The following is a 25296-nucleotide window of genomic DNA, read 5'->3' as shown; positions in this document are numbered from 1 at the left end:
CAACCGGTAGTCGCTACCGCAGGCTACGATGAGTCTCTCAAGACCTCAAGGCAACGGCTAGCACCGTAACCTCATCGCAGCCTGCTGCATAGCAGAAGGCTTAGTTGCCTTCTTTCAGACCCAGGTCAGCCAAGGCTTTTGCAGCCACTTTAGCCGGCAGCGGGATGTAGCCGTCTTTCACGACCACTTCCTGACCTTGCTTGGACAGGACCAGCTTGATGAACTCGGCTTCCAGCGGGTTCAGCGGCTTGTTAGGCGCCTTGTTCACGTACACGTAAAGGAAACGCGACAGCGGGTATTTGCCGTTCAGTGCGTTTTCTTCGGTGTCTTCGATGAAGTCAGTGCTGCCTTTTTTGGCCAGTGCGACGGTCTTCACGCTAGCGGTTTTGTAACCGATGCCCGAGTAACCGATGCCGTTCAGCGAGGAGCTGATGGACTGCACAACCGACGCCGAGCCTGGTTGCTCGTTCACGTTAGGCTTGTAGTCACCTTTGCACAGGGCTTCTTCTTTGAAGTAGCCATACGTGCCGGATACCGAGTTACGGCCAAACAGCTGAACCGGCTTGTTGGCCAGGTCGCCTTTGACACCCAGGTCGCCCCAGGTCTTCACGTCATCTTTAGCGCCGCACAGACGAGTCGACGAGAAAATCGCGTCCACTTGTTCCATGGTCAGGTGCTGGATCGGGTTGTCCTTGTGCACGAACACCGCCAGGGCATCCACAGCCACCGGCACGGCGGTTGGCTTGTAGCCGTACTTCTGCTCGAAAGCAGCCAGTTCGGTGTCCTTCATTTTGCGGCTCATCGGGCCCAGGTTAGAGGTGCCTTCCGTCAGCGCAGGTGGCGCGGTGGCAGAGCCAGCGGCCTGAATCTGGATGTTTACGTTTGGATATTCTTTCTTGTAAGCCTCAGCCCACAATGTCATCAGGTTCGCCAGGGTATCGGAACCAACGCTGGACAGGTTGCCAGACACACCGGTGGTCTTGGTGTAAGCCGGGATAGTCGGATCTACACCCGTCGCAACTGCGTTAGCAGCCGCAACGCCCGCGGCGACAAAAGTCAGGGCCGCCATCACACGCTTCAGTTTCATGCCTTACTCCTAGCAAACCGGGTTAGATGAATCGGGGGCCAGTATCAGCAGGCCTGATGACCACTCTATGAACCGATTGTGACAATTAGATGAAATGCCATCATTGAGATACACAATGATGGCCACCTTGTGATCAGTAGTCGATCAACAGATTATCCACGTCATAAACCGAACCGCCTTCGGCTACTGTTTTGCGGTGCAACAATAAAAATTGATCTTTTGATCCAGCTTCATCCGCAAAAGGAGCACCACCGTTCTGCATATGCTGCTGGTTTAATGCACTGAATTGATTGCTCAACGATGGGTTAGCCGCTACGGCTTTCCAAAAGGCCCGAGTAAAAAGATCGAAACGTTTAAAAACTTGACCTCGCAAGAGGTCAGCAACAGGAGAAGGTACTGCAGCTCCCTCGTCCTTTAGAGCAGAGCTCAACCATCCTTCGCCCACTGGTTGACCTAAGCCTGTAACAACACCCGCATACTCGCGAGCGTCCTTGAACATCACATAAAGAGGATCAATTCCAGCCCCCTCAGGAAACACCACGACATAATCATCGAACTCAACACCTGCTATCTCTGTATGCAACTCAAGTGTTGGCAAGCTAGGCACGTCTCGACAACTGACTCGACTGCGTACATCACGGCCCTCAATAAGGTTGTCTTGAACAGATTGGAGCGTTTTAGGCAACGTCCAAAGAACCGTTCTTGGCATCAATCCGTCTGAGGTAAAACTGAATGCCTGGCGCTGTAGATCCCACACGGCAGATCTGACTCTGACAGAAGCCATCGTGCTGCTATTTATCGGCATGAGATAAACCTGAGACAACTCTTCAATCTGCCTGAGACCTTGAGCAAAGCGCCCGGGTTTCGAGGCCACTGTTGCGCAGTGCAATCGAAAGGGTAAATAAACGGTAGCTTGCGCATGGGCGAGACTTGCCCAATTACGCCCTTCCACCGGAACAAGCTCTGACAATGGAACACTCATTCCAAAATGCTGCTCGTCGCCCACGTTATCGAAGTGAAATAACAGGATAGTTGCCAAATACCCAAGATATTCCTCATCGCTAGAGGTAATCCGCCAAGCGAATTCTGCAACTGTGGAACGTACAGCTCGATCAAGCCTGTCAAGATTACTTTCACCGCTTAGCGGCGTGCCACTAATCAAGAAGCAAGGGCGAAAATTGGCATCGCTCACTGACGCTTCAAAAGTCAGTTCGTGAGCACTCGTGCGCACAGCAAATGGTTCACGCAATCGAACGATGACCTCTCCAGCACGAGCTAAAGTATCCTGCGCCCTCAAATGAAGATCGCTGTACCGCTGCTCCAGCGCCGTCAAACGAGCCCTATAGTGATCATGCGTCGATGTAGCCAGCGATAGCACTTGAGATTGAATGTGCGCGTCCAACATAGAGCTGGAGACATCTCTCTGAGCCCCTTTTAAGGCGCTTGCCACTGTCATCTTGAAGGTATTGAATTTTTGAATGCCCTTAAGTACTTGAAAACGAGCCTCTTCCAAGGCATCAACTTGTTTCAAAAGCGGGCTGAGGTTTTGCCTATTTCCCTCTGCCGAGACGCCGACTGCAGGTAAATACAGTTGCACAACACAGGACTCTAACTGCGCCAATGATTGATCTGCCGCAGATCCCGCCATACCAACATCGTGGTCCAGCTGTTGAGCTGCGGAAAGGTTCTTGGCAGAACTCTTCGACGCTCGCTCTGCCACACTCAATCGATCGCCAGGTCTTACCGGCACTACGGGCCAAACATTGTCTTTATAAGCCGCCTTACCTTGGCTGTTTTGCCAACGCTTCACACGTTCCACCACGGTTCCTGCACTGTGTCCCAGGCCATCAATCTCTGCGCCAGGGTAAAAAATCAAGTCAGCCCCTTTGGGATGCCCTGATACACGATCGAAGTGGGCAATTAACATGTCATGGTCTTGCTTACGAACATCCACCGCCCATATCTTTTCAACTAGCGCTAAAAATTCGGGCTGCGTGTAGTCTTGTAACGTGGCTTTAAGTTCCATCCTATGAGCTTCCTGATAATAATTTAATAGGCACAAACACGCCGCATACAAACTAGTATATGTTTTATTTACACACATTGAATCACGTGCACTCTTGAGCTTTCGAGCGCACGTAAATGACTTAATCGTGGCCTTTGTCGATCAAGGTGAAATTTAGCACTTCAACATTTAGATCTTCCGTATACTGAAATACAACTTTAGTATTCGGATATTCAACTTCATCCAACTTAAAAGAATCCCACCCGCCTTTCCAACCAATAGGATGTGGCAATTTAACCGGACCAACTATCTCCAGAGGCTGACCAAAAAATTCTCTCACTTTAGATTGGTTCATAATGAGCGCATATGGAGCTGGCAGCTCTCCACGATAAATGGGTACACCTGGTATAGACTCTAACAGGGTGAAAAAAATTCTTTCTAACCGCTCAGTCTCACCCCAAAAACTTAATTCGACACCATCTTCTGGTTGTATATCCACCCAATCCCTTCCAGGATAAAGCTCCTGCAAGGATTTAGGCAATATTGCACCGGACGTAATTAAGGCATTGTAATTTTCGCCTAAATTTCTCAGCAATTTATCAAACTGTTTCACGTCCATTAATACAATCCTTTACTTTCGTTATGAGCATGCAGCTCTTGACGGGCATTTTCAATTTCTAGTTCTGTGAAGCCTTCCTCCAGCAGACCTATTTTTATTGCATTGAAATTCCGGTCTGCTGCACCTCGAAGATCTGAACTATCGAGGTTCTGCTGTGCTTGTGAATTTCTACCTCCGTAGGTTTCACTAAACTTTTGATGAACTCGAGATGGAATTGCAATTCCGGCGGCGCTATTTAGTGCCGCATCAATAAAGTTCCGAGGAAGTTCAGGCGCACTCATTTTAATTGAAATCTCAATTGCCCTACGTGAAGGAATATGGTCAATGTCATACCCATCATTTCTGCTCCTGCGACTTAACTCATTATAGTCCCCTGCCTCCAACGGCCTGACCGGAGGCTTAGCAAACAGCACATCCGGCGACGGTAAATCCGTATCCTCACCAACCCCCGGGATGCTCGCATTAACGTCACCTGGGTTGGCGCTCGGGAGTGTTTCAGTTTGCGACCCAACCGGATCAGTAGTCTCGCCGGGGTAAATGATCGGCAGTTCGGGTGCTATGGGCAGCGTGGTCGGGCCGAGGGCGTCAGTGCCTGCCGGAATCAGCGGCTTCCAGTAGATATGCCCTTGATGCCCGGCCTCCAGCAGGTTTAATGGCGTTAACGACCAAGGCTCAAAGACCGGCGGGACGGGACGACCCCCTTTAACGCCATTGGGTGCGCTGATACTAAAGTTATCAAGGTTATAAGGCTCAATACTTAGCAACGTCGGATTATGCGTGCGTAATTCCAGCTCCCGATACTCACCCGACCACTGCTCCTTTGGTGCGTAAGGTGCAAAGCCTTGAGCCACACGGTGTTTATTAACCTCACTTAAAGACCCAAGCGCTTTTGAGTCTTGGGCGATGGCGCGCCACATCGACTCATTGAACGCCCCAAGTGAAGCGAATTCTCGACCGCGTAGCCGATCACCGACAGAGGCAGGAATCGCCACGCCTGCCGCCTGGCTCGCAGCCTTCGACCATTCCAACGTTGCGGGACGACCAAGACCCGAAACCACTCCCGTTCCAGCAGGCGGCACACCAAACGACAGATACATGGCCGGTAAGCCCGGTAAACACACAATACAGTCGTTAAAACGAGTATCGGCTCCTGCAGGAATAGCCTCGATCACTGGCTCTGGAAAATACGCACGGGTCTGCGTCGTCGTTGAAGTTTGAACAGGCGTACTGGGCGCCGTGACCGATGTCGTCGCAGAGAAATGCAGTTGTTTAGCATTGACTCCCGGCGTGATCGCTACATAGGTATCGGTCAATGGATCGTGAACAGCATTGATAACCGGCACGCTACCCGAGATATCACCACCTGTGGCCAGGATGATAATTTGGGCGCCGCCCTGCACAGGTTCGGACTTGACTCGATACGGCAACTCAACGGTGCCCTTCACATCAGCAATCGACTTAAGGTCTTGACCTTCGGCAAGGTTCAAACCGGTTGCAGGCACCGCAAAACCTTCATAAAAACGATTGCGCTGTTCAGGGCTTAACTCGCCATCCCCCAACTCAGAAGGGGTCAGTGACATGATTACAATGCGTACTGCAGGGTTTAGCTTCGCAGCGTCTAATAATTGACTCCCCGCCCACTGCGACAGTTTTGCAACATCTATCGCCTGGATAGCCCGGGCAACGGCCCCGGAAATCTCTGCCAGACCTTGGCCTACCATTGCTCCAGCATGTGTTAACAGCATCCCGCCGGCAGGGGATGAAGGCAGGGTCACGCTTAGGGTATTGGCCTGCTGACGCCACTCATGGCGCGCCTGCTCATCAGCTTGCAACTTGAAGCCGATGCGCGCTTCGCGTTGTTCTGCATGCTGACGATGACGCTCCCACTGCTGCTCACGGGAGTGCCAAAGCACTTTTTGTTCGGCATGGTGGGTGGTTAATGCGTTAGCTTTTTCAGTCAGCAAGCTGATAACGCTGGCCAACTCCTTGGCCTGTTGTGCGGCGGAATAGGCTTGTTCCCAGGCATGATGAGCTTGGTTGACAGCCGTTTGATTAGCATCAGTTGTAGAGAGTTGCGCCAAGTAGTCTTGTAACGAGCGAGCCAGCGGATCATGACCGTCAAAAGATTTAGCGGCAGTATCAGAGAGTCTCAACTCTGCATTTTTCATTGCAATCAGTGTATTGACTTGGTCACGCTCGAGAGTAATTAGATGAAGCTGCAGCCGTTCACTGGCATTAACATCAATCGGTTTTTTCAAGGCTTCTAGTTGTGCCTTAATTGACTCTTCCAACCCTGAAGCCTTGGCAATATAACGACGATCAATTTCTGCTTTTGTTGCTGTATAGGTGTGAGCGAATGCACTGACTCGTTGTTGATGGGCCACTGCTTGCGCAGCCGCTTGTACTCGGGCCTGCTCTTGCGCTTGCTCCCGTAGCGCACCCTCCGCTATTGCTTGGGCCTCCGCCCGGGCCCGGGCTCTGGCTCTTGCACGTTTTTTTGCACGCTTGCCACTAGAGCCACCGAACCCTCCCGAAAAACCTGCTCCCCCACCAATACTGAAAAAGCCCTGATCGGAGGGTCTATCAACAGGCACAGGTTTACTGCCGATGTATATCGTTCCACTCGTATTATCTTGAAGGTTTTTGATACTCATACAGTACTCCTTGTCTGTATGAGCCAGCGTGTCAGTTTAATAATCAGCGTTTGCAGTACATATATATAGCCATACTTATTTACATGTAGGAATACGAACAGTTAAGTGTAAGAAGTTAATGGCTATCAAAAATTTAATACACCAACGACTGCAGGATTGCCCTGCAGTCGTCAACTATTTATCAGCGCCCCTTTTTCCACAGATAAGCGCCCACACACAGCCCCATCAACGAAATAATCGCCACGTAATACGCCGGGCCCATCGGGCTTTCCTTGAGCAACAAGGTCACGGCCATGGGCGTCAGGCCGCCGAAGATCGCGTAGGCCAGGTTGTACGAGAACGACAAACCGCTGAAACGGATGACCGGCGGGAAGGCTTTAACCATGACATACGGCACCGCGCCGATGGTGCCTACAAACAAACCGCTCAAGGCATACAGCGGGAACAGCCAATCCGGGTGCTGCAACAGGCTGTGATAGAAGGTCCACGACGTGATCAACAGCGCAGCGCAGCCCACTACAAAAACTTTGCCCGCGCCAAAGCGATCAGCCAGGGCACCCGAGGCGATACATCCCAGGCTCAGGAACACAATGGCCAGGCTGTTGGCTTGTAATGAAGTGGTGGCCGGGAAGCCATACACGGTTTGCAACACAGTCGGGGTCATCAAGATGATCACGATGATCCCGGCAGACAGCAGCCAGGTCAGCAGCATCGAAATCACAATGGCGCCACGGTGGTCACGCAATACCGTTTTAAGCGGTACTTCTTCGGCCAGCGCCTTGCGCAGTTGCAGCTCGGCAAACACCGGGGTCTCGTGCAGCCAGCGGCGCAGGTACACCGCGAACAAACCAAACACACCGCCCAACAGGAATGGAATTCGCCAGGCGAAGTCCGAGACTTCAGCCGGGGTGTAGATCGAGTTGATGGCAGTGGCCACCAGCGAGCCCAGCAGAATACCGGCCGTCAAGCCGCAGGTCAGGGTGCCGCAGGCATAGCCAACGTGACGCGCCGGCACGTGCTCCGAAACAAAAACCCACGCCCCCGGTACTTCGCCACCAATGGCCGCGCCCTGGATCACCCGCATCAGCAGCAACAGGATCGGCGCCAGCATGCCGATCTGCTCATACGTCGGCAGCAACCCCATGATCAGGGTCGGCACGGCCATCATGAAAATGCTCAAGGTGAACATCTTTTTGCGCCCCAGCAGGTCGCCGAAGTGCGCCATGACGATGCCACCCAACGGCCGCGCCAAGTAACCCGCGGCAAAAATGCCAAAGGTCTGCATCAGGCGTAGCCACTCGGGCATGTCAGCCGGGAAAAACAGCTTTCCGACGACCGTGGCGAAGAACACAAAGATGATGAAATCGTAAAACTCCAGCGCACCGCCCAGAGCGGACAACGACAAGGTTTTGAGGTCATTACGCGACAACGGTCGCGAGGGGGGTGCGGCACTGGAAGGCTCAGTGATCATGAGGTATGGCTTCTCTTATTAGGTTCGGCTAAAGCTGCATCGATGCCGGCAAGGCTTGGTAGGCCTTGAAAGATAACAAATTGTTTGCAAAAGCATAGAGCTAGACGCACAGCGGCTTGAAAAAGCAGAACCGGAAGGTCGTCGGGCGAGCGATCGCCCGATATACTCGTGCCCGAATGAAACATTCGGAAACTACCAGGGTTGCTGTGCGAAAGCGCCCGCTGGGCCCTCCCCAGCCGATTTCGCAGAGTTTCCCTTGGCGCGGCTTATGAAGAACGTGACGAACGTAGTATGTTCGGGCTGAATCGTTTTTCTTTAGACGCTTATTCACCCGCAATACACATGATGAATCACGGGTCAGAGGCCCTTCGGCATGATAGAGCTCGAACAAGAAGATCCAATCCCGCAAGGCGACCTCGCTTTGCAAATCACCGCTTTGCCACGCGAAACCAATGGTTTCGGCGATATTTTTGGTGGCTGGCTGGTCTCGCAAATGGACCTGGCCGGTACCGCAATGGCCAGCAAGGTTGCGGGTGGCCGAGTAGCCACCGTCGCGATTGATCGCATGGCGTTTCTGGTGCCTGTAGCCGTCGGCGCACAGTTGTCGTTCTATACCCAGGCACTGGAAATCGGCCGCAGCTCGATCCAGATGATGGTTGAAGTCTGGAGCGACGACCCGCTGTCCAGCGAATGGCGCAAAGTCACCGAAGCCGTGTTTGTCTTCGTTGCCATTGATGGCAGCGGCCGCACGCGTTCTGTTCCACCACGCCGCTAACCCGCCCAGTATAGAGAGCCTGCCATGTGCAACATTGAGTCTGTCACCCTGGACGAACTGGAGTGCTGGCATATTCAGCATGGCCAAGCCCAGCTACTGGTCGCCAAACAGGGCGCACAGGTGCTCAGCTATCAGGTGGGCGATGAGCCACCGATCGTCTGGCTTAACGATAAAGCCCAGTTCAAACACGAAAAAGGCATCCGTGCAGGCATGCCGGTGTGCTGGCCATGGTTTGGTAATTTGGCGCGCAACCCGGACAGCGTTCAAGCCATGCGCCACAGCGAAGAACCCGCCACGGCCCACGGCCTGGTGCGCACCCGAGAATGGAAGCTACAGAGAATTAATGTGTCGGACGAAGCCCTGCACATTGAGTTCGGCCTACCACCTGTCGAAGGCGGCCTGCCCGGTTGGCCCCATGACGTGGCACTGACCCTGAACATCCGTCTCGATACCCAGTTGCATGTCAGCCTCACCAGCCACAACCGCAGCGACGCACCGGTGAGCATCAGCCAGGCGCTGCACAGCTATTTCGCGGTCAGTGACGTACGCAACGTTCATGTCGAAGGCGTTGACGGGCTCACGTACATCGAAACCCTCGATGACTGGAAGCGCGTACAACAAATCGGCAACTTGACCTTTACCGGTGAGACTGACCGTATCTACCTGGACACACCGCCACAGTTGAGCATTGTCGACGCCGACTGGAAACGCCGCATTCAGCTCACCAGCCAAGGTTCGCGCTCTGCCGTGATCTGGAACCCGTGGATCGATAAAACCGCCACCCTCGGCGACATGGCGTTAGATGGCTGGCAACGCATGCTGTGCATCGAAACCGCCAACGTCATGGACGACATCATCACCCTGGCGCCAGGCGCGAGCCACACCTTGAGTGTGAGCATCAGCAGCCAAAAACTGGCCTGAACCGTAGGAGCGAGCTTGCCTCGCGATCTTTTGATCGTTTAAAAGATCGCGAGGCAAGCTCGCTCCTACAAGTCAGCGTTTACAAATCCGCCTCAACCACCACCCGCACTTTGCTGGCATCCAGTGCATAAGCCGCATCTGCCAGGTCATTGCTGACCTTCTCGACTTTCAGCGTGCCCATCACCCACAGCGGCGTGTAGATGTCGTCCAGCTTCAAGCCTTTTGGATAGCGCACCAGCACCAATTGGTTGGGCGGCGGCGGTGGCACATGGATGCAAGCTCCCGGGTAAGGCACCAGGAAAAACAGCGTGCTGCGACCCTTGGCGTCGGTTTCCAACGGCACAGGGTAACCGCCCAAGCGGATAGTTTTGCCGTTCATGCTGGCGACTGTTTTGTTGGAATACATCACGGCCGGCAGGCCTTTGCTTTGCTTCAAGCCACCCTTATCGGTAAACGTCCCCTGAGCTTCAGGCGAGTTGTGGTCGATTTCAGGCATGGCTTCGAGGGCTTTTTGATCCGACTTGGGCATCAAGTCCAGCCAGTCGGTTTCGGGCAGTTCTGCCGCGTGTACCAGGCCGCAGCCCAGCAAAAGAAAGGTCAGTAGAAGGCGGCGCATGAAGAGCTCAATCAAAGAGAAGTGAATACGTCGCGCATTCTAGCCCTCTCTGCGATCAGCGCAGAGAGGGCCGCACGCGATCAGCTCTTTTTCTTCACCATGCCGTAAATGACCAGCAGAATAATGGCGCCAATGACCGCACCAATAAAGCCAGCACCTTCGCCAGCATGGTAGATACCCAACGCTTGCCCACCATAGGTCGCCGCCAAAGAGCCCGCGATACCCAGAATGATGGTCATGATCCAGCCCATGCTGTCGTCACCCGGTTTCAGGAAACGAGCCAGCAGGCCAACGATCAAGCCGATAAAAATGGTTCCGATGATGCCCATGCACGCGTCCTCTCATTAGATGGCGTTAACCAAAGCCTAGTCAGCACTTTGGTTTCACGCCATCAGAGAGCAGCGGCACCTCAATGGTTCCGTCGACTGCAGGCTTATGCCTCGTCGATCAACGCCTCAACGCGCTGGATTTGCGCGTTCAGGGTGGCCATGTCGGCGCAGCGCAGGTTGGCATGGCCCACCTTGCGGCCGGCCTTGAAGGCTTTGCCGTAATGATGCAAATGGCAGTCGGCAATCGCGATCACCTGCTCAACCGGTGGCACGCGGCCGATGAAGTTGAGCATGGCGCTCTCGCCCACCTTGGCCGTCGAACCCAGCGGCAGGCCAGCGATGGCGCGCAGATGGTTTTCGAACTGGCTGCACTCGGCGCCTTCGGTGGTCCAGTGGCCGGAGTTGTGCACACGCGGGGCAATTTCGTTGGCCTTGAGGCCACCGTCGACTTCAAAGAACTCGAAAGCCATCACGCCCACGTAATCCAAGTGCTTGAGCACGCGGCTGGAATAGTCTTCGGCCAAGGCTTGCAGCGGATGATCCGTGCTCGCTACCGACAACTTGAGAATGCCGCTGTCGTGGGTGTTGTGCACCAGCGGGTAAAACCGGGTTTCGCCATCACGACCGCGCACGGCGATCAGCGACACTTCACCGGTAAACGGCACAAAGCCTTCCAGCAGGCAGGCAACACTGCCCAGCTCAGCAAACGTCCCTTCAACATCAGCCGCAGTGCGCAGCACTTTCTGACCTTTGCCGTCATAACCCAGGGTGCGGGTTTTGAGCACCGCAGGCAGACCGATGCTGGCCACCGCCGCGTCCAGATCCGCCTGGGACTGGATGTCAGCGAACGCAGGCGTCGGAATGCCCAAGTCCTTGAACATGCTCTTTTCGAACCAGCGGTCACGGGCAATGCGCAGGGCATCGGCACTCGGGTAAACCGGAACGAATTGCGACAGGAATGCCACGGTTTCAGCCGGGACGCTTTCAAACTCAAACGTCACCAGATCAACCTGGTCAGCCAACTGGCGCAGATGATCCTGATCGCCGTAGTCCGCACGAATGTGCTCGCCCAAGGCAGCAGCACAGGCATCAGGTGCCGGGTCCAGGAAGGCGAAGTTCATGCCCAGCGGAGTCCCCGCCAGGGCCAGCATGCGACCGAGTTGGCCGCCACCGATTACACCGATTTTCATCGTCAAAAACCTCAGGCCAGGCGCGGGTCTGGATTGTCCAGCACGCTGTCAGTCTGCTCTGCACGGAATGCTTTCAATACGGTATGGAACTGCGGGTGCTTGGCGCCCAGAATGCTCGCCGACAACAGCGCGGCGTTGATCGCGCCAGCTTTGCCGATGGCCAGAGTAGCGACCGGAATGCCAGCCGGCATTTGCACGATCGACAGCAGCGAGTCGACACCCGACAGCATCGACGATTGCACCGGCACACCCAGTACAGGCAAATGGGTTTTAGCGGCACACATGCCAGGCAAGTGGGCTGCGCCACCGGCTCCGGCAATAATGACCTCGATCCCGCGGCCTTCGGCCTCTTCGGCATACTGGAACAGCAAATCCGGAGTCCGGTGGGCAGAGACCACTTTAACTTCGTAAGGGATACCGAGTTTTTCCAGCATATCGGCGGTGTGGCTGAGGGTGGACCAATCGGACTTGGAGCCCATGATCACGCCTACCAGTGCACTCATCGTCGCGCCTCTTCTCTTGGGCGCCCGCAGGCGCGTCAAAAAACAACAAGCCACGTGGAGGATCCGACGTGGCTTGTTATAGAAATTAAGGCCGGTCATGCCAGCCGAAGGCCGCGCAGTATACCCCAAAGAGGCCATTTGAAAGCACCTTTGGCGACCATCTGTCTGCAGGCAAATCAAACCCCGAAACGACTGGTTTTACTGACCAGCAGGTCAATAATTGACAGCATTGGAGGCATGTTGCCTCCTGCTGTCAGACTTACGATCTGAGGTGATATTGACTACTTGCCGCATCGAATTAGACGCCTAACACACTCACGCAATAACCGCTTAACTCTTTATGCAGCACCCAAATAACCAACTACCTGCAAGGACTGCAGGCGGCGCTCACAACACTCAATAATGTGTCAGCGCCACAATTAAGGATGATTAACATGAAACCGATTACGCTTTATATCTTTGTTCACGATGATGTCCCTGGCAGCATCGCCCACACGCTGGGCCGGGGCTATTTCAAAGAATTCACCGAAGAAATATCTTTTATTACCGGCAGGTCCTTTGCCTTTAATGAAGTACGTCATGTACAGGGTCTGACAGACCATAACTACAAGGGCGAAAACGTAGATGACATTTTATGGAGTTGGCAAAAAGCCGCCGCCGGCTACAAAAACGACAAGGGTTTGGAGTGGGGCAAAACCGAGCGCTATATTTTAGTCACCAAAGACCCGATCAACGCCACGACCCTGGGGTGCGCCTACCCCGGCAAACCTGCCGTCATTGCCAGCGCCCAGTCCTATCAAGTGATTGCCCATGAGGTCGGTCACAGTTTCAACGCAACCCATGAAGATGCCGAATTGGGCTGGAATGCGTGGGGCGGTGAATGTGAGACGTACATGTATCAAGACATATCCAATGTCCGAGGCAACTGTTATCGCTATACGCCAAAAAACAGAGAGCGCATCAAAGCCTTCCTGAGCGATGCCCCTTAACTCATAAGTCTCTGATCTTTACTGAACGGTGTAATCAGCCATGCTCCCGATTAATATTTATACCTTTGTCCATGACACTGTCATGTTAAAAAATGAAGAACATCTGAAAGGCATGTTTTTTACTCACTTCACGCCTGAACTTTCAGACATAACAAAGCGCCCAGTCAACGTTGAATTTATCTACGACACGCCAGGCATGACAGACTTTGACTACCTGTCATATGCAACCCGATACCCAAATTTAGACGACTATATAGGGTTGATTTCAGCGGACATCAATCACGCCGTTGATGCGTACAGGGTTGCGCAGCAACGAACAGCCAAAGCCACTGATATATACCTGATACTGATTGATGGCTACTTATCCCCTGCCCAGGGGGTCGAAGGCTTGGCCTTGCAGGAATCCAACATCGCTTTCGCCACTACCTTGGGCCGCACTGTCGTGGCTCATGAAATAGGCCACTGTTTCGGCGCAACCCACGCGGCGACCTCTTACTATGTGGACCCCGAACAATTTAGCCCCCACGGGTGTGCAACATTCATGGCAACGGAGCGTAAAGAGGGTACCTGCGCACGGTTTCGCTACAGCGATGAGAACCGTGGAAATATCCGCAACTATGTCAGCCAGCTCGACTGACAACAGTTGCTGAAAATCTTTGAGTGAAGGCCATCACGCCCGGCCTTCACTTAAGGGGTCGATGACGCCCCGCCTTCCAGCTTGCGCCACAACAATCGCACGTTCGCCTTGCGCACCAACGCGCAGCGATACAGGCGAATCTCGAGCGGCACGTGCCATTGCGGGCCGCCACAGATCACCAGTTCGCCCCGCTCAAGCTCTGCCCGCACACTTAAACGCGGAACCCAGGCGATACCCAGACCTTCCAGCGCCATGCTCTTGAGGCTGTCCGCCATCGCGGTTTCATAAATAGTGGTAAATCGCAGGGCACGCTGGCGCAGCAGCAAGTTGACCGAGCGCCCAAGAAACGCCCCGGCGCTGTACGCCAGCAACGGCACGCTGCCTTCACCTTCCAGATCAAACAGCGGCTTGCCGTCAGCATCGGCAGCGCACACGGGCAGCATTTCGGTGTTGCCCAAGTGCAGCGACGGAAAAATCTCCGGATCCATCTGCAACGCAGCGTCCGGATCGTAAAAAGCCAGCATCAAATCGCAGCCGCCTTCGCGCAAAGCATGCACCGCGTCTCCGACGTTAGTCGCAACCAGCCGCGTGGCGATGTTCAACCCTTCGTTGCGCAATTGAGCGATCCAGCGAGGGAAAAACCCCAGCGCCAGAGAGTGCGCAGCCGCTACTTGCATGACCTCGCCCTGCCCGCCTTCAAGGTGATGCAAGTGGCGCAACACCTCGCCAAGCTGCTCGACCACCGTGCGCGCCGTGACCAAAAACAGCTGACCGGCCGCAGTCAACTCCACCGGGGTGCGGGAACGATTCACCAAGGTCAGCCCCAGGGCCGCTTCGAGGCTGCGAATACGTCGGCTGAAGGCTGGCTGAGTCACAAAGCGGCGCTCTGCCGCCTGAGAAAAACTGCGAGTGGCGGCTAGGGCACTGAAGTCCTCCAGCCATTTACTTTCGAGATTCATCGAGTCCTCCCGGACGCGCACCAAATTGGGTCACACGTTCGACGCGGCGGTCGCGTCACGTCGCCATTATGCCGTTTCTGCATAGGATAGTGTTTAAAGGCATTGGCCCAAAATAGTCTGCAAGCCTAGGATTCGCAGCGTTCCGGCCCAGACCGGGTCCATATCGAGATGATTTCTATCATGTCCTCCGCTGCATCATTCCGCACAGAAAACGACCTGCTTGGCGCCCTCGAAGTACCGGCTCAAGCGTATTACGGCATCCAGACCCTGCGAGCGGTGAATAACTTCCGCCTCTCGGGCGTTCCGATTTCGCATTACCCAAAACTGGTTGTCGGTCTGGCAATGGTCAAACAGGCCGCTGCAGACGCCAACCGTGAACTGGGGCATCTGAGCGCTGCCAAGCACGCCGCCATCAGCGAAGCCTGTGCACGATTGATCCGCGGTGATTTCCACGAAGAATTCGTGGTCGACATGATTCAAGGTGGCGCCGGTACCTCCACCAACATGAACGCCAACGAAGTGATCGCCAACATTGCTCTCGAAGCAATGGGTCACCAGAAAGGCGAGTACCAGTACCTGCACCCGAACGACGACGTCAACATGGCGCAGTCGACCAACGATGCCTACCCGACCGCGATCCGTCTGGGTCTGCTGCTGGGCCATGACGCCCTGCTGGCCAGCCTCGACAGCCTGATTCAGGCCTTCGCCGCCAAGGGTGTTGAATTCAACCACGTCCTGAAGATGGGTCGTACCCAACTGCAAGACGCCGTACCGATGACCTTGGGTCAAGAATTCCGTGCCTTCGCCACCACCATGGGCGAAGACCTGGCCCGTCTGAAGACGCTGGCTCCGGAACTGCTGACTGAAGTGAACCTGGGCGGCACCGCGATCGGTACCGGCATCAACGCCGACCCGCGCTACCAAGCGCTGGCCGTACAGCGTCTGGCGCTGATCAGCGGTCAACCGCTGGTACCGGCCGCCGACCTGATCGAAGCCACCTCCGACATGGGCGCCTTCGTGCTGTTCTCCGGCATGCTCAAGCGCACCGCGGTCAAGCTGTCGAAGATCTGCAACGACCTGCGCCTGCTGTCCAGCGGCCCACGCACCGGCATCAACGAAATCAACCTGCCAGCGCGTCAGCCAGGCAGCTCGATCATGCCCGGCAAGGTCAACCCGGTTATTCCGGAAGCTGTTAACCAGGTGGCGTTCCAGGTCATCGGTAACGACTTGGCGCTGACCATGGCAGCCGAAGGCGGCCAACTGCAACTGAACGTGATGGAGCCGCTGATCGCCTTCAAGGTGCTCGACTCGATCCGCCTGCTGCAACGCGCCATGGACATGCTGCGCGAGCACTGCATCGTCGGCATCACCGCCAACGAAGCACGCTGCCGTGAACTGGTCGAACACTCGATCGGCCTGGTTACCGCACTGAACCCGTACATCGGCTACAAAAACGCCACCCGTATCGCCCGTATCGCCCTTGAAAGCGGCCGTGGCGTACTGGAACTGGTGCGCGAAGAAGGCTTGCTCGACGACGCCATGCTCGACGACATCCTGCGCCCGGAAAACATGATTGCCCCGCGTTTGGTGCCTTTGAAGGACTAACGCCATCCATCAGTTCTGAGCTCAAATTCGCCGAGCAAAGAAGCGCAGGCACTTTGCGCCAGAACTGAAGCTCACCAGGTCGAGGGACTAGACACCTCTCACCTTTTGAGGGCTTGCAGACACATCTGCAGGCCCTTTTTTTTGCCTGCGATTCAAGGGCGCTGTACGTTTTCGTAGCAGTTGCCGAAGGCTACGTCCGGGGGCGAAGCCGCCGTAAAATCAGACACCTCGATGCACCAGCAATACTGCGTATTCCGGATTTACGATCGCTGCGCAATCGGACGTAGCCTTCGGCAACTGCTACATCTTTTTGCGTAGCCCACGACCGATGTCTCGCTCAAAAAATCGCAACCTACGTCAGCGCCTACAGTCTGTTTCGGCCACAAATGAGGGCTTTTCAGACGAGACACACATGAAAAATCAGTCACTTATAGAGACGCTTCCTACACTCCTAGGTATAGTGCCGCCCCTCTTCCCGTGCATGGGCCCTGCAACAGCGGCCATCGGCAGTGCGGAAACAGCATCGTAAACCAAGCAGCAACATGGCCAGGATCCCCTTGATTACCTAGCTTTATGCCCTGACTTGACGGGCGTAATGGGTAACCCTGATCCGGCCGTTTTGCCATCAGATAAAAACAGCGAGGAATAATCCATGCTAGAAGTCATCAATGACTTCCTCTCAGGGAAAGTACTAATCGTGCTCATGGTTGGGCTCGGTGGCTACTTCACGATCCGCTCGCGTTTCGTTCAGCTCCGTTACTTCCTGCACATGTTTGCAGTGTTTAAAGACAGCTTGCGCAGCAGCGCCGGCCAACTCAGCTCGTTTCAAGCGCTGATGCTGAGCCTGGCGGGCCGTGTAGGCGCGGGCAACATTGCCGGTGTCGGCATTGCCGTGACCCTGGGAGGCCCCGGTGCCGTGTTCTGGATGTGGGTGACCGCACTGGTCGGCATGTCCAGCAGCCTGATCGAATGTTCGTTAGGCCAGCTGTACAAGCGTCGCGACGCGGAAGGCCAACTGCGCGGCGGCCCGTCCTTTTATATGAAGTACGGCTTGGGCAAAATCTGGATGGGCAAGTTGATGGCAGTCCTGCTGCTGATCACTTTCGGCTTTGCCTTTATGGGCCTGCAGGCGCACGCCGTTACCCACTCGCTGCAAAACGCCTTCGGTTTTGACGTCAACTACACCGGCGTGGCCATTGCCGTGCTGCTGGGCCTGGTGTTTATCGGCGGTATCAAGCGTATTGCTTCGGTGGCAGACCTGCTGGTTCCGGTCAAAACCCTGGCGTACATCGCCGTCACCGTTTACGTGATCGTGCTGCAATTTGACCAAGTCCCCGCCATGCTCGGCCACATCGTGAAAAGTGCCTTCGGCATGGACCCGGTGTTTGGCGGCATGATCGGCAGCGCCATCGTGATGGGCGTAAAACGTGGCGTATTCGCCAACGAAGCCGGTTTGGGCAGCGCCCCGAACGTGGCCGCCGTGGCAGACGTGGAACACCCGATCGCCCAAGGCGTGGTTCAGGCGTTCAGCGTGTTCCTCGACACCTTCGTGATCTGCACCTGCACCGCGCTGCTGATTCTGCTGTCCGGCTTCTACACCCCGGGCTTTGAAGGCGACGGCATTGCCCTGACGCAAAACTCGCTGGCCGCAGTAGTCGGCGAATGGGGTCGCGTGTTCATCAGCGTGGCACTGGCGTTGTTCGTGTTCACCTCGATGCTCTACAACTACTACCTGGGCGAAAACAACCTGCGCTTTCTGGTCGGTGAAAGCCGCAAGGCGTTGATGGGTTATCGCGCTCTGGTGCTGATGTTGATTGTGTGGGGCTCGATTGAGAACCTGGAAACCGTCTTCGCCTTCGCGGACATCACCATGACCTTGCTGGCCTTCGTGAACCTGATCGCCTTGGCGATGCTGTTCAAGATATGCATGCGCGTGCTCAAGGACTACGATGACCAACGTAACGCGGGTATCAAGGTTCCCGTCTTCGACTCCAGCAAATTCCCGGACCTGGATCTGGACCTGAAGGCTTGGCCGCCTCTGCCGCCCGCCAAGACCGAAGAAACAAAACGCTAATATCAACGCGGCGGTTCTGACAGAACCGCCGCGTTTTTGCTTATGGGGACTCCTTAATGACTGCAGCCACTCTTCATCCTGCCCAGCGCGTCATGGTGCTCTACACCGGCGGCACCATCGGCATGCAAGCCAGCGCCAGCGGCCTGGCGCCTGCATCCGGCTTTGAAGCGCGCATGCGCGACTTCCTCGCCAGCCAACCGCACGTGCAGATACCGCAATGGCGCTTTCGTGAAATGAGCCCGCTGATCGACAGCGCCAACATGACACCCGCCTACTGGCTGCGCCTGCGCAGCGCAATCATTGACGCTGTCGAACAGGATGGCTGCGATTCGGTACTCGTCCTGCATGGCACCGACACTCTGGCCTACAGCGCTGCGGCCATGTGCTTTCAATTGCTGGGCTTGCAGGCCCCGGTACTGTTCACCGGCTCGATGCTGCCTGCGGGCGTGCCCGACAGCGATGCCTGGCCAAACGTCAGCGGTGCCTTGAGCGCGCTTGCCCAAGGTCAGCCCTACGGCGTGCAGCTGTACTTCCACGACGAACTGCTGGACCCAACCCACTGCGCCAAAGTGCGCAGCTTTGGCCGCAACCCGTTTGTGGCGCTCAAGCGTAACGGCGGCGGCACCAAGGCCGAGTCACTGCCAGCGGCGCTGAGTTATCAACAACCCAAGCAAGAAGCCCGTGTCGGCGTATTGCCGCTAGTCCCCGGCATCGGCGCCGCCCAACTGGATGCCGTGCTCAACAGCGGGCTTGAAGCCCTGGTGCTGGAGTGTTTCGGCAGCGGCACCGGTCCCAGCGACAACCCGGCGTTTCTCGCAAGCCTGCAACAGGCGTACGAAAACGGCATCGTCGTGGTCGCCATCACCCAATGTCACGAAGGCGGTGTGGAGCTGGACGTGTACGAAGCCGGTAGCCGCTTGCGTGGGGCTGGCGTACTGTCGGGCGGCGGCATGACCCGTGAAGCCGCATTCGGCAAGCTGCACGCGTTGCTGGGCTCGGGTTTGCCCGCTGCTGACGTACGCCGCCTGGTTGAACTGGACCTATGTGGCGAATTGGCTTAACGCCCCCGGCACACAACTTGCTCGCTTCCTGTGTCCCCACGCAGGAAGCGAACATGCTGCACTCACATCTCACCACGCTAAATGCGGTATCGCTGGTGCTCAGCACCTTCGAGGCCGAAGGCTTGCCCAGCGAGGCCTTGTTGGCCGGTAGCGGCATACGGGCCGCGGATTTGAACCGCGCCGACATTCGCATCACCACCAACCAAGAGATGCGCGTCTGCGCCAACGCCGTGGCCTTGCGCCGTGAAATCGGCCTGGAACTGGGACGCCGCATGCATGTGTCGTCCTACGGCATGCTGGGTTACGCCCTACTCACCAGTGCCACCTTAGGTGACGCTTTGCGCTTGGCTTTACGCTACCCGGCACTGCTGGGAACACTCTTTGAGCTGAGCCTTAAGGTCGAAGACGATCAGGTCTGGTTCTGTGCCGATCACTACCATGAAGACCCGCAACTGGCCGTGTTCAACGCGCAGCTGTGCCTTGTCTCGCTCAAGGTCATTTGCGAAGACTTGATCGGCCAGCCGCTGCCTTTGCTCGCCGCGCGCTTTGCCCACAACAAGCCGGATTACCACGCCCGCTACCAGCACACCTTCAATTGCCCGCGCCTGTTTGATGCACCGGACAACGCGTTCGCCTTTGCCAGGCACTGGCTGGAATACCCGCTGCCGCTGGCCAATACCATCACCCACCAGGCCATGGCGGAGCGTTGCCGCAAACAGAACCTGGAGTTCACCGGGCGCCAAACCTGGCTGTCGCGGATCCGCCAGTTGCTCGCTGCCCAACTGAATGCCGCACCGGGACTGGAAGGGCTAGCCGAGCAAATGAACTGCTCGCCACGCACCTTGCGCCGCCACCTGCATGACGCGGGCTGCAGCTATCAGGAATTACTCGACGAACTGCGCTTTGAGCGCGCCAAGTTGTTACTCCACGAGACCGAATGGCCGATCTACCGCATTGCCGACACCTTGGGCTTTAGCGAAACAGCGAGCTTTCGCCATGCCTTTGTTCGCTGGAGTGGCGTGTCGCCCAGCCAGTTTCGCGCATGAGCCAACAGGGAGCAGCGCGCCCTGAAAAGGGGCGAATTTCGGACAGTTATTTCGGCCATATTGATCTCCTTTTGGCCGCTCCTGTCGTTCTCTGAAACCGCTAGCGCCGCAAAACTGTAGGTCACCGATCTAGCCTACGGAGAACAAGAAAAATGCTGACTATCTATTCAGACGACCACCATCTGCACCATGGCCGCTGCGAGTTGATAGACGGGCAATTGCTGCCTTGCTTCGAAATGCCCTCGCGCGCGGACCACATTCTGCAACGGGTCAAAAACCGTGAGCTGGGCCCGGTGCAAGGCCCCCACGACTTTGGCCGCGACCCGATCCAGCGTATTCACAGCGAGGCCTACCTGGACTTTTTCCAGGGTGCCTGGGACCGCTGGCTCGAACACGGCAAAGACGGCGACTTGCTCCCGTACACATGGCCAGCCCGCACCCTGCGCGCCGTAGTCCCCACCAGCCTGCATGGCCAACTGGGTTATTACAGCTTTGACGGTGGCGCGCCGATTACCGCGGGCACCTGGCGGGCGGCCTACAGCGCAGCGCAAGTTGCACTGACGGCGCAAGCGGCCATCCAGAACGGCGCCCACAGCGCATTCGCCCTGTGCCGTCCGCCTGGGCACCACGCCGCCAGCGACTTGATGGGCGGTTATTGCTACCTCAACAACGCCGCCATTGCCGCTCAGGCCTTCCTCGACCAGGGCCGCAGCAAAGTCGCCATCCTCGACGTGGACTACCACCACGGCAACGGCACCCAGTCGATCTTTTATGAGCGCGATGACGTGCTGTTCACCTCGATTCACGGGCACCCGGAAGCCGAGTTCCCGTTCTTTCTGGGCTATGCCGATGAACTGGGTGAAGGCGCGGGTGAAGGCTTCAACTTCAACTACCCGCTGGCCGCCGGCTCAGGCTGGGATCGCTGGAGCACTGCGCTGGAACAAGCCTGCAGCGAGATCGAGCACTACGAAGCCGATGTGGTGGTGGTATCGCTCGGTGTGGACACCTTCAAAAGCGACCCGATTTCTCAGTTCAAACTCGACAGCCCGGACTACCTGCTCATGGGCGAACGCATTGCCCGTCTGGGCAAACCGACCTTGTTCGTGATGGAAGGCGGTTACGCGGTAGAAGAGATCGGCGTGAACGCGGTCAACGTACTGGAAGGATTTCTGAAAGTATCTAAAGGCTAAAAAAGCCTGTAGTCGCTGCCGAGGCACGAGGCTGCGATGGGTTGCAGGGCCACCGTTGAGGGTCGCTGCGCAACCGATCGCAGCCTCGTGCCTCGGCAGCGACTACGGGGTTTTCTTCCACGCCCTTTTTAACCGCCCCAGCGCCGCTTTGATATCCGCCTCCGGCACCGCCGCAAAGCCCAGCACCAGCCCCGCACGTTTATCCACAGGCTCGACCGAATCGTCCAGCCAATAACGACTTAAACCGTTGATCTCAACCCCAACCTGTTCAGCCTGTGCCAGCAAGGCCTGCTCGCGCTCAACGCTTGTGACCGGCACAGTCAAGTGCAAGCCCGCCACTACGCACGGTGCCGCGCCCAATCCACGAACATCAGTCGGCCAATCTGCCAGCAAGGCATTGCGCCGCGCCAGCGCTGCCCGGCGCATGCGCCTGATATGGCGCTGGAAATGCCCGGCGGCCATGAACTCCGCCATCACCACCTGCGTACTGACCTCTGAATGGCGCATATCCAGCGCCCGTCGCTGGGCAAAGGGCTCAACCAGCGCAGGCGGCAGCACCACATACCCCAGACGCAGCGCCGGGAACGCCACCTTGCCGAACGTGCCCACGTAGATCACCCGCCCCTGACGATCCAGTGCCGCCAGCGGGGCCAAGGGCGCGCCGCTATAGCGGTATTCGCCGTCGTAGTCGTCTTCGATAATCCAGCCCTGCGTGCGCTCGGCCCACGCCAGCAACTCCAGGCGCCGGGCCAGGCTCATGGTGACGCCGGTGGGGTACTGATGCGACGGGGTCACGTAAGCCAGCGTGCAATCGTGCAAACCCGCCAGCGCCGCGCAGTCCATGCCTTCGTGATCGACCGCAACACCCTGCACCCGGGCCCCGGCAATCGCAAAAGCCTGCGCGGCCGCGCGGTACCCGGGGTTTTCCACAGCCACCCCACAGCCGGGCTCCACCAACAGCTGTGCACAAAGGCTAATTCCTTGCTGTGCGCCACTGGTGATCAAAATTTGCTCAGACGTGCAGGATAAACCCCTCGACGTGCGCAAATAGACTGCAATCAGCTCTCGCAAGCGCTGTTCCCCGGCCGGATCGCCGTAACACAAATGCTGCATGTCCGGCTTGCGCCAAAAAGCCGCCTGGAGCTTGCTCCAGACCTCAAACGGGAACAAATCATAGGCCGGTACCCCCACCCGAAAAGCCCGTGGTGCCCCCTTCGCCGGCAGCGGTAAAGGGTGTTGAATAACCCTCCCCAAGGCCGCGCTGTGGATAAGTTTACTGGATGTAATTACAGGTAAATCGACCGATTTTGTGGATAAGCCTGTGGGTAACCCTGTTGAAAAGCCTGTGGGTAACTTGGTGGACAACTTTTTCAGCGGTAAGGCTTTTTCGGGCAATTGCGCCACATAAGTGCCGTCACCGACCCGCCCTTCGATAAACCCCTCGGCATAGAGCTGATCGTAGGCCCGCACCACGCTGTTGCGTGAAACACCAAGCGCCGCCGCCAAGTCGCGACTGGCCGGCAACCGCGAACCACTGTTCAGCCGCCCGTCCAGCACGCGCTGGCGCAACGCCTGATACAGCTGGGCGCTCAGCCCCTTCTTGGGATCAAGCTCGATCCCGGTCGCATTGAACGCGATGGATAACGCTGAATCAGGCATGGATTGGACCTATAAAAATGACCATTAATGGCTCTTACAACGAACCATTAGCCTGCCTAGGATGCAGTCATTCGCCAAGGAATATTTCTATGTACGTACCCCGCGCCTTCGCCGAAAACGACACCGCTGCCTTGCATCTTCAGATGCAAGCCTCACCTCTGCCCGTGCTGATCACCCAGGGCAGCCAAGGCCTGATTGCCAGCCATGCTCCGCTACTGCTCGCTCCCGATGAAGGCCCTTACGGTACGTTGTATGGCCACCTGGCACGCGCCAACCCGCACTGGCAGGCATTGGCTGAAGGTGGCGAAGCTCTGGTGATTTTTGCTGGCGAACAGGCCTACATCAGCCCGTCCTTTTACCCCAGCAAAGCCGAACACGGTAAAGCGGTGCCTACCTGGAACTATCTGGCCGTGCATGCCTATGGCCAACCCGACGTGTTCGACGATCACGACCGCTTGCTGGCATTGGTCAGCCGGCTAAGCAGCAAACATGAAGCCAATCGACCCGAGCCGTGGGCGGTCAGCGACGCCCCCAGCGAATATATCGACAGCATGCTCAAAGCCATCGTCGGGTTCAGCGTGCCCATCTCCCGGCTGATCGGCAAACGCAAACTCAGCCAAAACCGCAGCACTGCTGACCAACTCGGTGTGCGCGACGGGCTATTGGCAAACCCCACTTCACACGACCACGCCCTCGCTCACTTAATGGCCAAGGAATAGCAACATGACCCCGCACGTGCAGATCAAACCCGCCACCGCCGCCGATCACGACCAGTGGTTGCCGCTCTGGCAGGCGTACTTGACCTTCTACAACACCGAGTTGCCTGCCGAAGTCAGCGAGTCGACCTGGCAGCGTTTTCTCGACCCGGCTGAACCGACCCAACTGGCCATCGCCTGGCAAGGCGACAAAGCGGTGGGCATCGTGCAGTTCATTTACCACCGCTCCAACTGGAGCATCGGTAACTCCTGCTACCTGCAAGACCTGTTTGTCAGCCCCGAAATCCGTGGCACCGGCGCCGGTCGCCTGCTGATCGAACACGTCTACGCCACCGCCCGCGACAACCATTGCGCCAAAGTCCATTGGCTGACCCACGAAACCAACGCCACGGCGATCCAACTTTACGAACGGATTGCCGAGCGCCCTGGCTTTATCCAGTTTCGCAAAGCCTTGTCATAAATAAGGAACCCGCGATGCCTCAATCTCTAGAACACTGGCAACCCGCCAAGCGTCCACACAACCCCGTCATCCAGGGGCGTTACATTCGTCTGGAAAAGCTCGATCCACAGCGCCATGGCGATGATTTATGGCTAGCCTTGGAAGGGCCCGCCGGCGATCCCAAACTCTGGGACTACATGGCCTACGGCCCTTTCAAGGAGCGTGCGGCCTTTGACCAGTGGCTCAACAGCAATGCCGCCAGCCAAGACCCTTACTACTACACCGTCATCGACCAGGCCTCGGGGCAGGCGCAGGGCATGCTCAGCCTAATGTCCATCGTGCCCGAGCACGGGCGCATCGAAATCGGCCACGTCACCTTCGGCGCACCGATGCAGCGTTCGCCGAAAAGCACCGAAGCCGCTTACCTGCTGGCCAAGGAATCCTTCGCCCTGGGCAACCGCCGCCTGGAATGGAAGTGCAACAGCGAAAACGCCCGCTCCAATCGTACTGCGGTACGATTAGGGTACACATACGAAGGCGTATTTCGCCAACATATGGTAGCCAAAGGCAATAACCGTGATACCACGTGGTACAGCATTATTAGTACGGAATGGCCGGCTATAGCGACAGGCTTTGAAAAATGGCTGGCACTGGATAACCAACCAAAAAGCGGTCAAATCAAGACACTTGAAGAATGCAGAGCATTAACTGATTAATTTTTGATCAATACGCCCAACAAGGACTGTTGGGC

The 25296-nt window shown here is 56.5% G+C and carries 23 protein-coding genes; 12 read left to right on the top strand and 11 right to left on the bottom strand.

What is annotated here, in order from left to right:
- Window positions 1–100 precede the first annotated feature (100 nt).
- The 5 genes from TU84_RS24330 to TU84_RS24310 form a co-directional block, all read right to left on the bottom strand.
- On the bottom strand, window positions 101–1087 hold the full coding sequence (locus TU84_RS24330) for a phosphate ABC transporter substrate-binding protein PstS family protein (RefSeq protein ID WP_048373778.1): 987 nt from the start codon (window positions 1085–1087) through the stop codon (window positions 101–103).
- Between the two features lie 133 nt (window positions 1088–1220).
- The gene (locus TU84_RS24325; RefSeq protein WP_048373776.1) at window positions 1221–3113 is read right to left on the bottom strand and encodes a bacteriocin immunity protein; all 1893 of its coding nucleotides are present in this window, start codon (window positions 3111–3113) and stop codon (window positions 1221–1223) included.
- 121 nt (window positions 3114–3234) lie between these two features.
- Window positions 3235–3711 (bottom strand): DUF6392 family protein, encoded by a 477-nt coding sequence (locus TU84_RS24320; protein ID WP_048373775.1) that lies wholly within the window; start codon window positions 3709–3711, stop codon window positions 3235–3237.
- Window positions 3711–6365, bottom strand: a complete 2655-nt coding sequence (locus tag TU84_RS24315) for an S-type pyocin domain-containing protein (protein WP_048373773.1) — start codon at window positions 6363–6365, stop codon at window positions 3711–3713. Before TU84_RS24315 ends, TU84_RS24320 begins: the two co-directional genes overlap by 1 nt.
- Before the next feature lie 181 nt (window positions 6366–6546).
- Window positions 6547–7836 (bottom strand): MFS transporter, encoded by a 1290-nt coding sequence (locus tag TU84_RS24310; RefSeq protein ID WP_048373771.1) that lies wholly within the window; start codon window positions 7834–7836, stop codon window positions 6547–6549.
- Between the two features lie 373 nt (window positions 7837–8209).
- On the opposite strand from TU84_RS24310, the gene TU84_RS24305 reads away from it, so the two are divergent.
- The gene (locus tag TU84_RS24305; RefSeq protein ID WP_048373769.1) at window positions 8210–8611 is read left to right on the top strand and encodes an acyl-CoA thioesterase; all 402 of its coding nucleotides are present in this window, start codon (window positions 8210–8212) and stop codon (window positions 8609–8611) included.
- 24 nt (window positions 8612–8635) lie between these two features.
- Window positions 8636–9532: a D-hexose-6-phosphate mutarotase gene (locus TU84_RS24300; protein WP_048373767.1), complete on the top strand. Its 897-nt coding sequence runs from the start codon at window positions 8636–8638 to the stop codon at window positions 9530–9532.
- A gap of 79 nt (window positions 9533–9611) precedes the next feature.
- Here TU84_RS24300 and TU84_RS24295 read toward each other — a convergent pair whose 3' ends face one another.
- The 4 genes from TU84_RS24295 to purE form a co-directional block, all read right to left on the bottom strand.
- Window positions 9612–10148, bottom strand: coding sequence for a DUF3299 domain-containing protein (locus TU84_RS24295; RefSeq protein WP_048373766.1), 537 nt, complete (start codon window positions 10146–10148; stop codon window positions 9612–9614).
- A gap of 80 nt (window positions 10149–10228) precedes the next feature.
- Window positions 10229–10477, bottom strand: coding sequence for a GlsB/YeaQ/YmgE family stress response membrane protein (locus TU84_RS24290; protein ID WP_048373764.1), 249 nt, complete (start codon window positions 10475–10477; stop codon window positions 10229–10231).
- 104 nt (window positions 10478–10581) lie between these two features.
- On the bottom strand, window positions 10582–11667 hold the full coding sequence (locus TU84_RS24285) for a 5-(carboxyamino)imidazole ribonucleotide synthase (protein WP_048373762.1): 1086 nt from the start codon (window positions 11665–11667) through the stop codon (window positions 10582–10584).
- Between the two features lie 11 nt (window positions 11668–11678).
- Window positions 11679–12170, bottom strand: coding sequence for a 5-(carboxyamino)imidazole ribonucleotide mutase (purE, locus tag TU84_RS24280; RefSeq protein WP_047279087.1), 492 nt, complete (start codon window positions 12168–12170; stop codon window positions 11679–11681).
- 434 nt (window positions 12171–12604) lie between these two features.
- Here purE and TU84_RS24275 point away from each other — a divergent pair, with 434 nt between their 5' ends.
- Together TU84_RS24275 and TU84_RS24270 are read left to right on the top strand one after the other, a co-directional pair.
- Window positions 12605–13159, top strand: coding sequence for a M12 family metallo-peptidase (locus tag TU84_RS24275; protein ID WP_048373759.1), 555 nt, complete (start codon window positions 12605–12607; stop codon window positions 13157–13159).
- A gap of 40 nt (window positions 13160–13199) precedes the next feature.
- The gene (locus tag TU84_RS24270; protein ID WP_048373757.1) at window positions 13200–13796 is read left to right on the top strand and encodes a reprolysin-like metallopeptidase; all 597 of its coding nucleotides are present in this window, start codon (window positions 13200–13202) and stop codon (window positions 13794–13796) included.
- A 50-nt stretch (window positions 13797–13846) separates the two neighbouring features.
- Here TU84_RS24270 and TU84_RS24265 read toward each other — a convergent pair whose 3' ends face one another.
- The gene (locus TU84_RS24265) at window positions 13847–14755 is read right to left on the bottom strand and encodes a LysR substrate-binding domain-containing protein (RefSeq protein ID WP_048373755.1); all 909 of its coding nucleotides are present in this window, start codon (window positions 14753–14755) and stop codon (window positions 13847–13849) included.
- Between the two features lie 180 nt (window positions 14756–14935).
- Between TU84_RS24265 and aspA the strand changes: the two genes are divergently transcribed.
- The 5 genes from aspA to TU84_RS24240 all read left to right on the top strand — a co-directional run bounded on the left by aspA (window position 14936) and on the right by TU84_RS24240 (window position 21731).
- Complete coding sequence (gene aspA, locus TU84_RS24260; protein WP_048373753.1) at window positions 14936–16360, top strand: aspartate ammonia-lyase; 1425 nt, start codon at window positions 14936–14938, stop codon at window positions 16358–16360.
- A 652-nt stretch (window positions 16361–17012) separates the two neighbouring features.
- The gene (locus tag TU84_RS24255) at window positions 17013–18434 is read left to right on the top strand and encodes an alanine/glycine:cation symporter family protein (RefSeq protein ID WP_048373751.1); all 1422 of its coding nucleotides are present in this window, start codon (window positions 17013–17015) and stop codon (window positions 18432–18434) included.
- A gap of 56 nt (window positions 18435–18490) precedes the next feature.
- Window positions 18491–19495, top strand: coding sequence for an asparaginase (locus tag TU84_RS24250; protein ID WP_048373749.1), 1005 nt, complete (start codon window positions 18491–18493; stop codon window positions 19493–19495).
- Window positions 19496–19548: 53 nt separating this feature from the next.
- Window positions 19549–20541, top strand: a complete 993-nt coding sequence (locus TU84_RS24245) for an AraC family transcriptional regulator (protein ID WP_048373747.1) — start codon at window positions 19549–19551, stop codon at window positions 20539–20541.
- Between the two features lie 152 nt (window positions 20542–20693).
- Window positions 20694–21731: a histone deacetylase family protein gene (locus TU84_RS24240; RefSeq protein WP_048373745.1), complete on the top strand. Its 1038-nt coding sequence runs from the start codon at window positions 20694–20696 to the stop codon at window positions 21729–21731.
- Window positions 21732–21833: 102 nt separating this feature from the next.
- Here the strand turns inward: TU84_RS24240 and pdxR are convergent, their stop codons facing one another.
- Window positions 21834–23390, bottom strand: coding sequence for a MocR-like pyridoxine biosynthesis transcription factor PdxR (gene pdxR / locus TU84_RS24235; protein WP_048373743.1), 1557 nt, complete (start codon window positions 23388–23390; stop codon window positions 21834–21836).
- Window positions 23391–23479: 89 nt separating this feature from the next.
- Here pdxR and TU84_RS24230 point away from each other — a divergent pair, with 89 nt between their 5' ends.
- The 3 genes from TU84_RS24230 to TU84_RS24220 are packed head-to-tail and all read left to right on the top strand — an operon-like array spanning window position 23480 to window position 25261.
- Window positions 23480–24109 (top strand): FMN-binding negative transcriptional regulator, encoded by a 630-nt coding sequence (locus TU84_RS24230; RefSeq protein WP_048373741.1) that lies wholly within the window; start codon window positions 23480–23482, stop codon window positions 24107–24109.
- Between the two features lie 4 nt (window positions 24110–24113).
- Window positions 24114–24566: a GNAT family N-acetyltransferase gene (locus TU84_RS24225; RefSeq protein WP_048373739.1), complete on the top strand. Its 453-nt coding sequence runs from the start codon at window positions 24114–24116 to the stop codon at window positions 24564–24566.
- A gap of 14 nt (window positions 24567–24580) precedes the next feature.
- Window positions 24581–25261: a GNAT family N-acetyltransferase gene (locus TU84_RS24220; protein ID WP_048373737.1), complete on the top strand. Its 681-nt coding sequence runs from the start codon at window positions 24581–24583 to the stop codon at window positions 25259–25261.
- Window positions 25262–25296 lie beyond the last annotated feature (35 nt).

The sequence above is a fragment of the Pseudomonas helleri genome (genome assembly GCF_001043025.1).
GTDB lineage: Bacteria > Pseudomonadota > Gammaproteobacteria > Pseudomonadales > Pseudomonadaceae > Aquipseudomonas > Aquipseudomonas helleri.
Note: the sequence above shows the minus strand (reverse complement) of the source record. Positions and strands in the feature narration are given on the sequence as shown.

Bases quoted from the DNA above. Each gene is read 5' to 3' on its own strand.
- TU84_RS24330 (WP_048373778.1), bottom strand. From the start codon at position 1,087: ATGAAACTGAAGCGTGTGATGGCGGCCCTGACTTTTGTCGCCGCGGGC.
- TU84_RS24325 (WP_048373776.1), bottom strand. From the start codon at position 3,113: ATGGAACTTAAAGCCACGTTACAAGACTACACGCAGCCCGAATTTTTA.
- TU84_RS24320 (WP_048373775.1), bottom strand. From the start codon at position 3,711: ATGGACGTGAAACAGTTTGATAAATTGCTGAGAAATTTAGGCGAAAAT.
- TU84_RS24315 (WP_048373773.1), bottom strand. From the start codon at position 6,365: ATGAGTATCAAAAACCTTCAAGATAATACGAGTGGAACGATATACATC.
- TU84_RS24310 (WP_048373771.1), bottom strand. From the start codon at position 7,836: ATGATCACTGAGCCTTCCAGTGCCGCACCCCCCTCGCGACCGTTGTCG.
- TU84_RS24305 (WP_048373769.1), top strand. From the start codon at position 8,210: ATGATAGAGCTCGAACAAGAAGATCCAATCCCGCAAGGCGACCTCGCT.
- TU84_RS24300 (WP_048373767.1), top strand. From the start codon at position 8,636: ATGTGCAACATTGAGTCTGTCACCCTGGACGAACTGGAGTGCTGGCAT.
- TU84_RS24295 (WP_048373766.1), bottom strand. From the start codon at position 10,148: ATGCGCCGCCTTCTACTGACCTTTCTTTTGCTGGGCTGCGGCCTGGTA.
- TU84_RS24290 (WP_048373764.1), bottom strand. From the start codon at position 10,477: ATGGGCATCATCGGAACCATTTTTATCGGCTTGATCGTTGGCCTGCTG.
- TU84_RS24285 (WP_048373762.1), bottom strand. From the start codon at position 11,667: ATGAAAATCGGTGTAATCGGTGGCGGCCAACTCGGTCGCATGCTGGCC.
- purE (WP_047279087.1), bottom strand. From the start codon at position 12,170: ATGAGTGCACTGGTAGGCGTGATCATGGGCTCCAAGTCCGATTGGTCC.
- TU84_RS24275 (WP_048373759.1), top strand. From the start codon at position 12,605: ATGAAACCGATTACGCTTTATATCTTTGTTCACGATGATGTCCCTGGC.
- TU84_RS24270 (WP_048373757.1), top strand. From the start codon at position 13,200: ATGCTCCCGATTAATATTTATACCTTTGTCCATGACACTGTCATGTTA.
- TU84_RS24265 (WP_048373755.1), bottom strand. From the start codon at position 14,755: ATGAATCTCGAAAGTAAATGGCTGGAGGACTTCAGTGCCCTAGCCGCC.
- aspA (WP_048373753.1), top strand. From the start codon at position 14,936: ATGTCCTCCGCTGCATCATTCCGCACAGAAAACGACCTGCTTGGCGCC.
- TU84_RS24255 (WP_048373751.1), top strand. From the start codon at position 17,013: ATGCTAGAAGTCATCAATGACTTCCTCTCAGGGAAAGTACTAATCGTG.
- TU84_RS24250 (WP_048373749.1), top strand. From the start codon at position 18,491: ATGACTGCAGCCACTCTTCATCCTGCCCAGCGCGTCATGGTGCTCTAC.
- TU84_RS24245 (WP_048373747.1), top strand. From the start codon at position 19,549: ATGCTGCACTCACATCTCACCACGCTAAATGCGGTATCGCTGGTGCTC.
- TU84_RS24240 (WP_048373745.1), top strand. From the start codon at position 20,694: ATGCTGACTATCTATTCAGACGACCACCATCTGCACCATGGCCGCTGC.
- pdxR (WP_048373743.1), bottom strand. From the start codon at position 23,390: ATGCCTGATTCAGCGTTATCCATCGCGTTCAATGCGACCGGGATCGAG.
- TU84_RS24230 (WP_048373741.1), top strand. From the start codon at position 23,480: ATGTACGTACCCCGCGCCTTCGCCGAAAACGACACCGCTGCCTTGCAT.
- TU84_RS24225 (WP_048373739.1), top strand. From the start codon at position 24,114: ATGACCCCGCACGTGCAGATCAAACCCGCCACCGCCGCCGATCACGAC.
- TU84_RS24220 (WP_048373737.1), top strand. From the start codon at position 24,581: ATGCCTCAATCTCTAGAACACTGGCAACCCGCCAAGCGTCCACACAAC.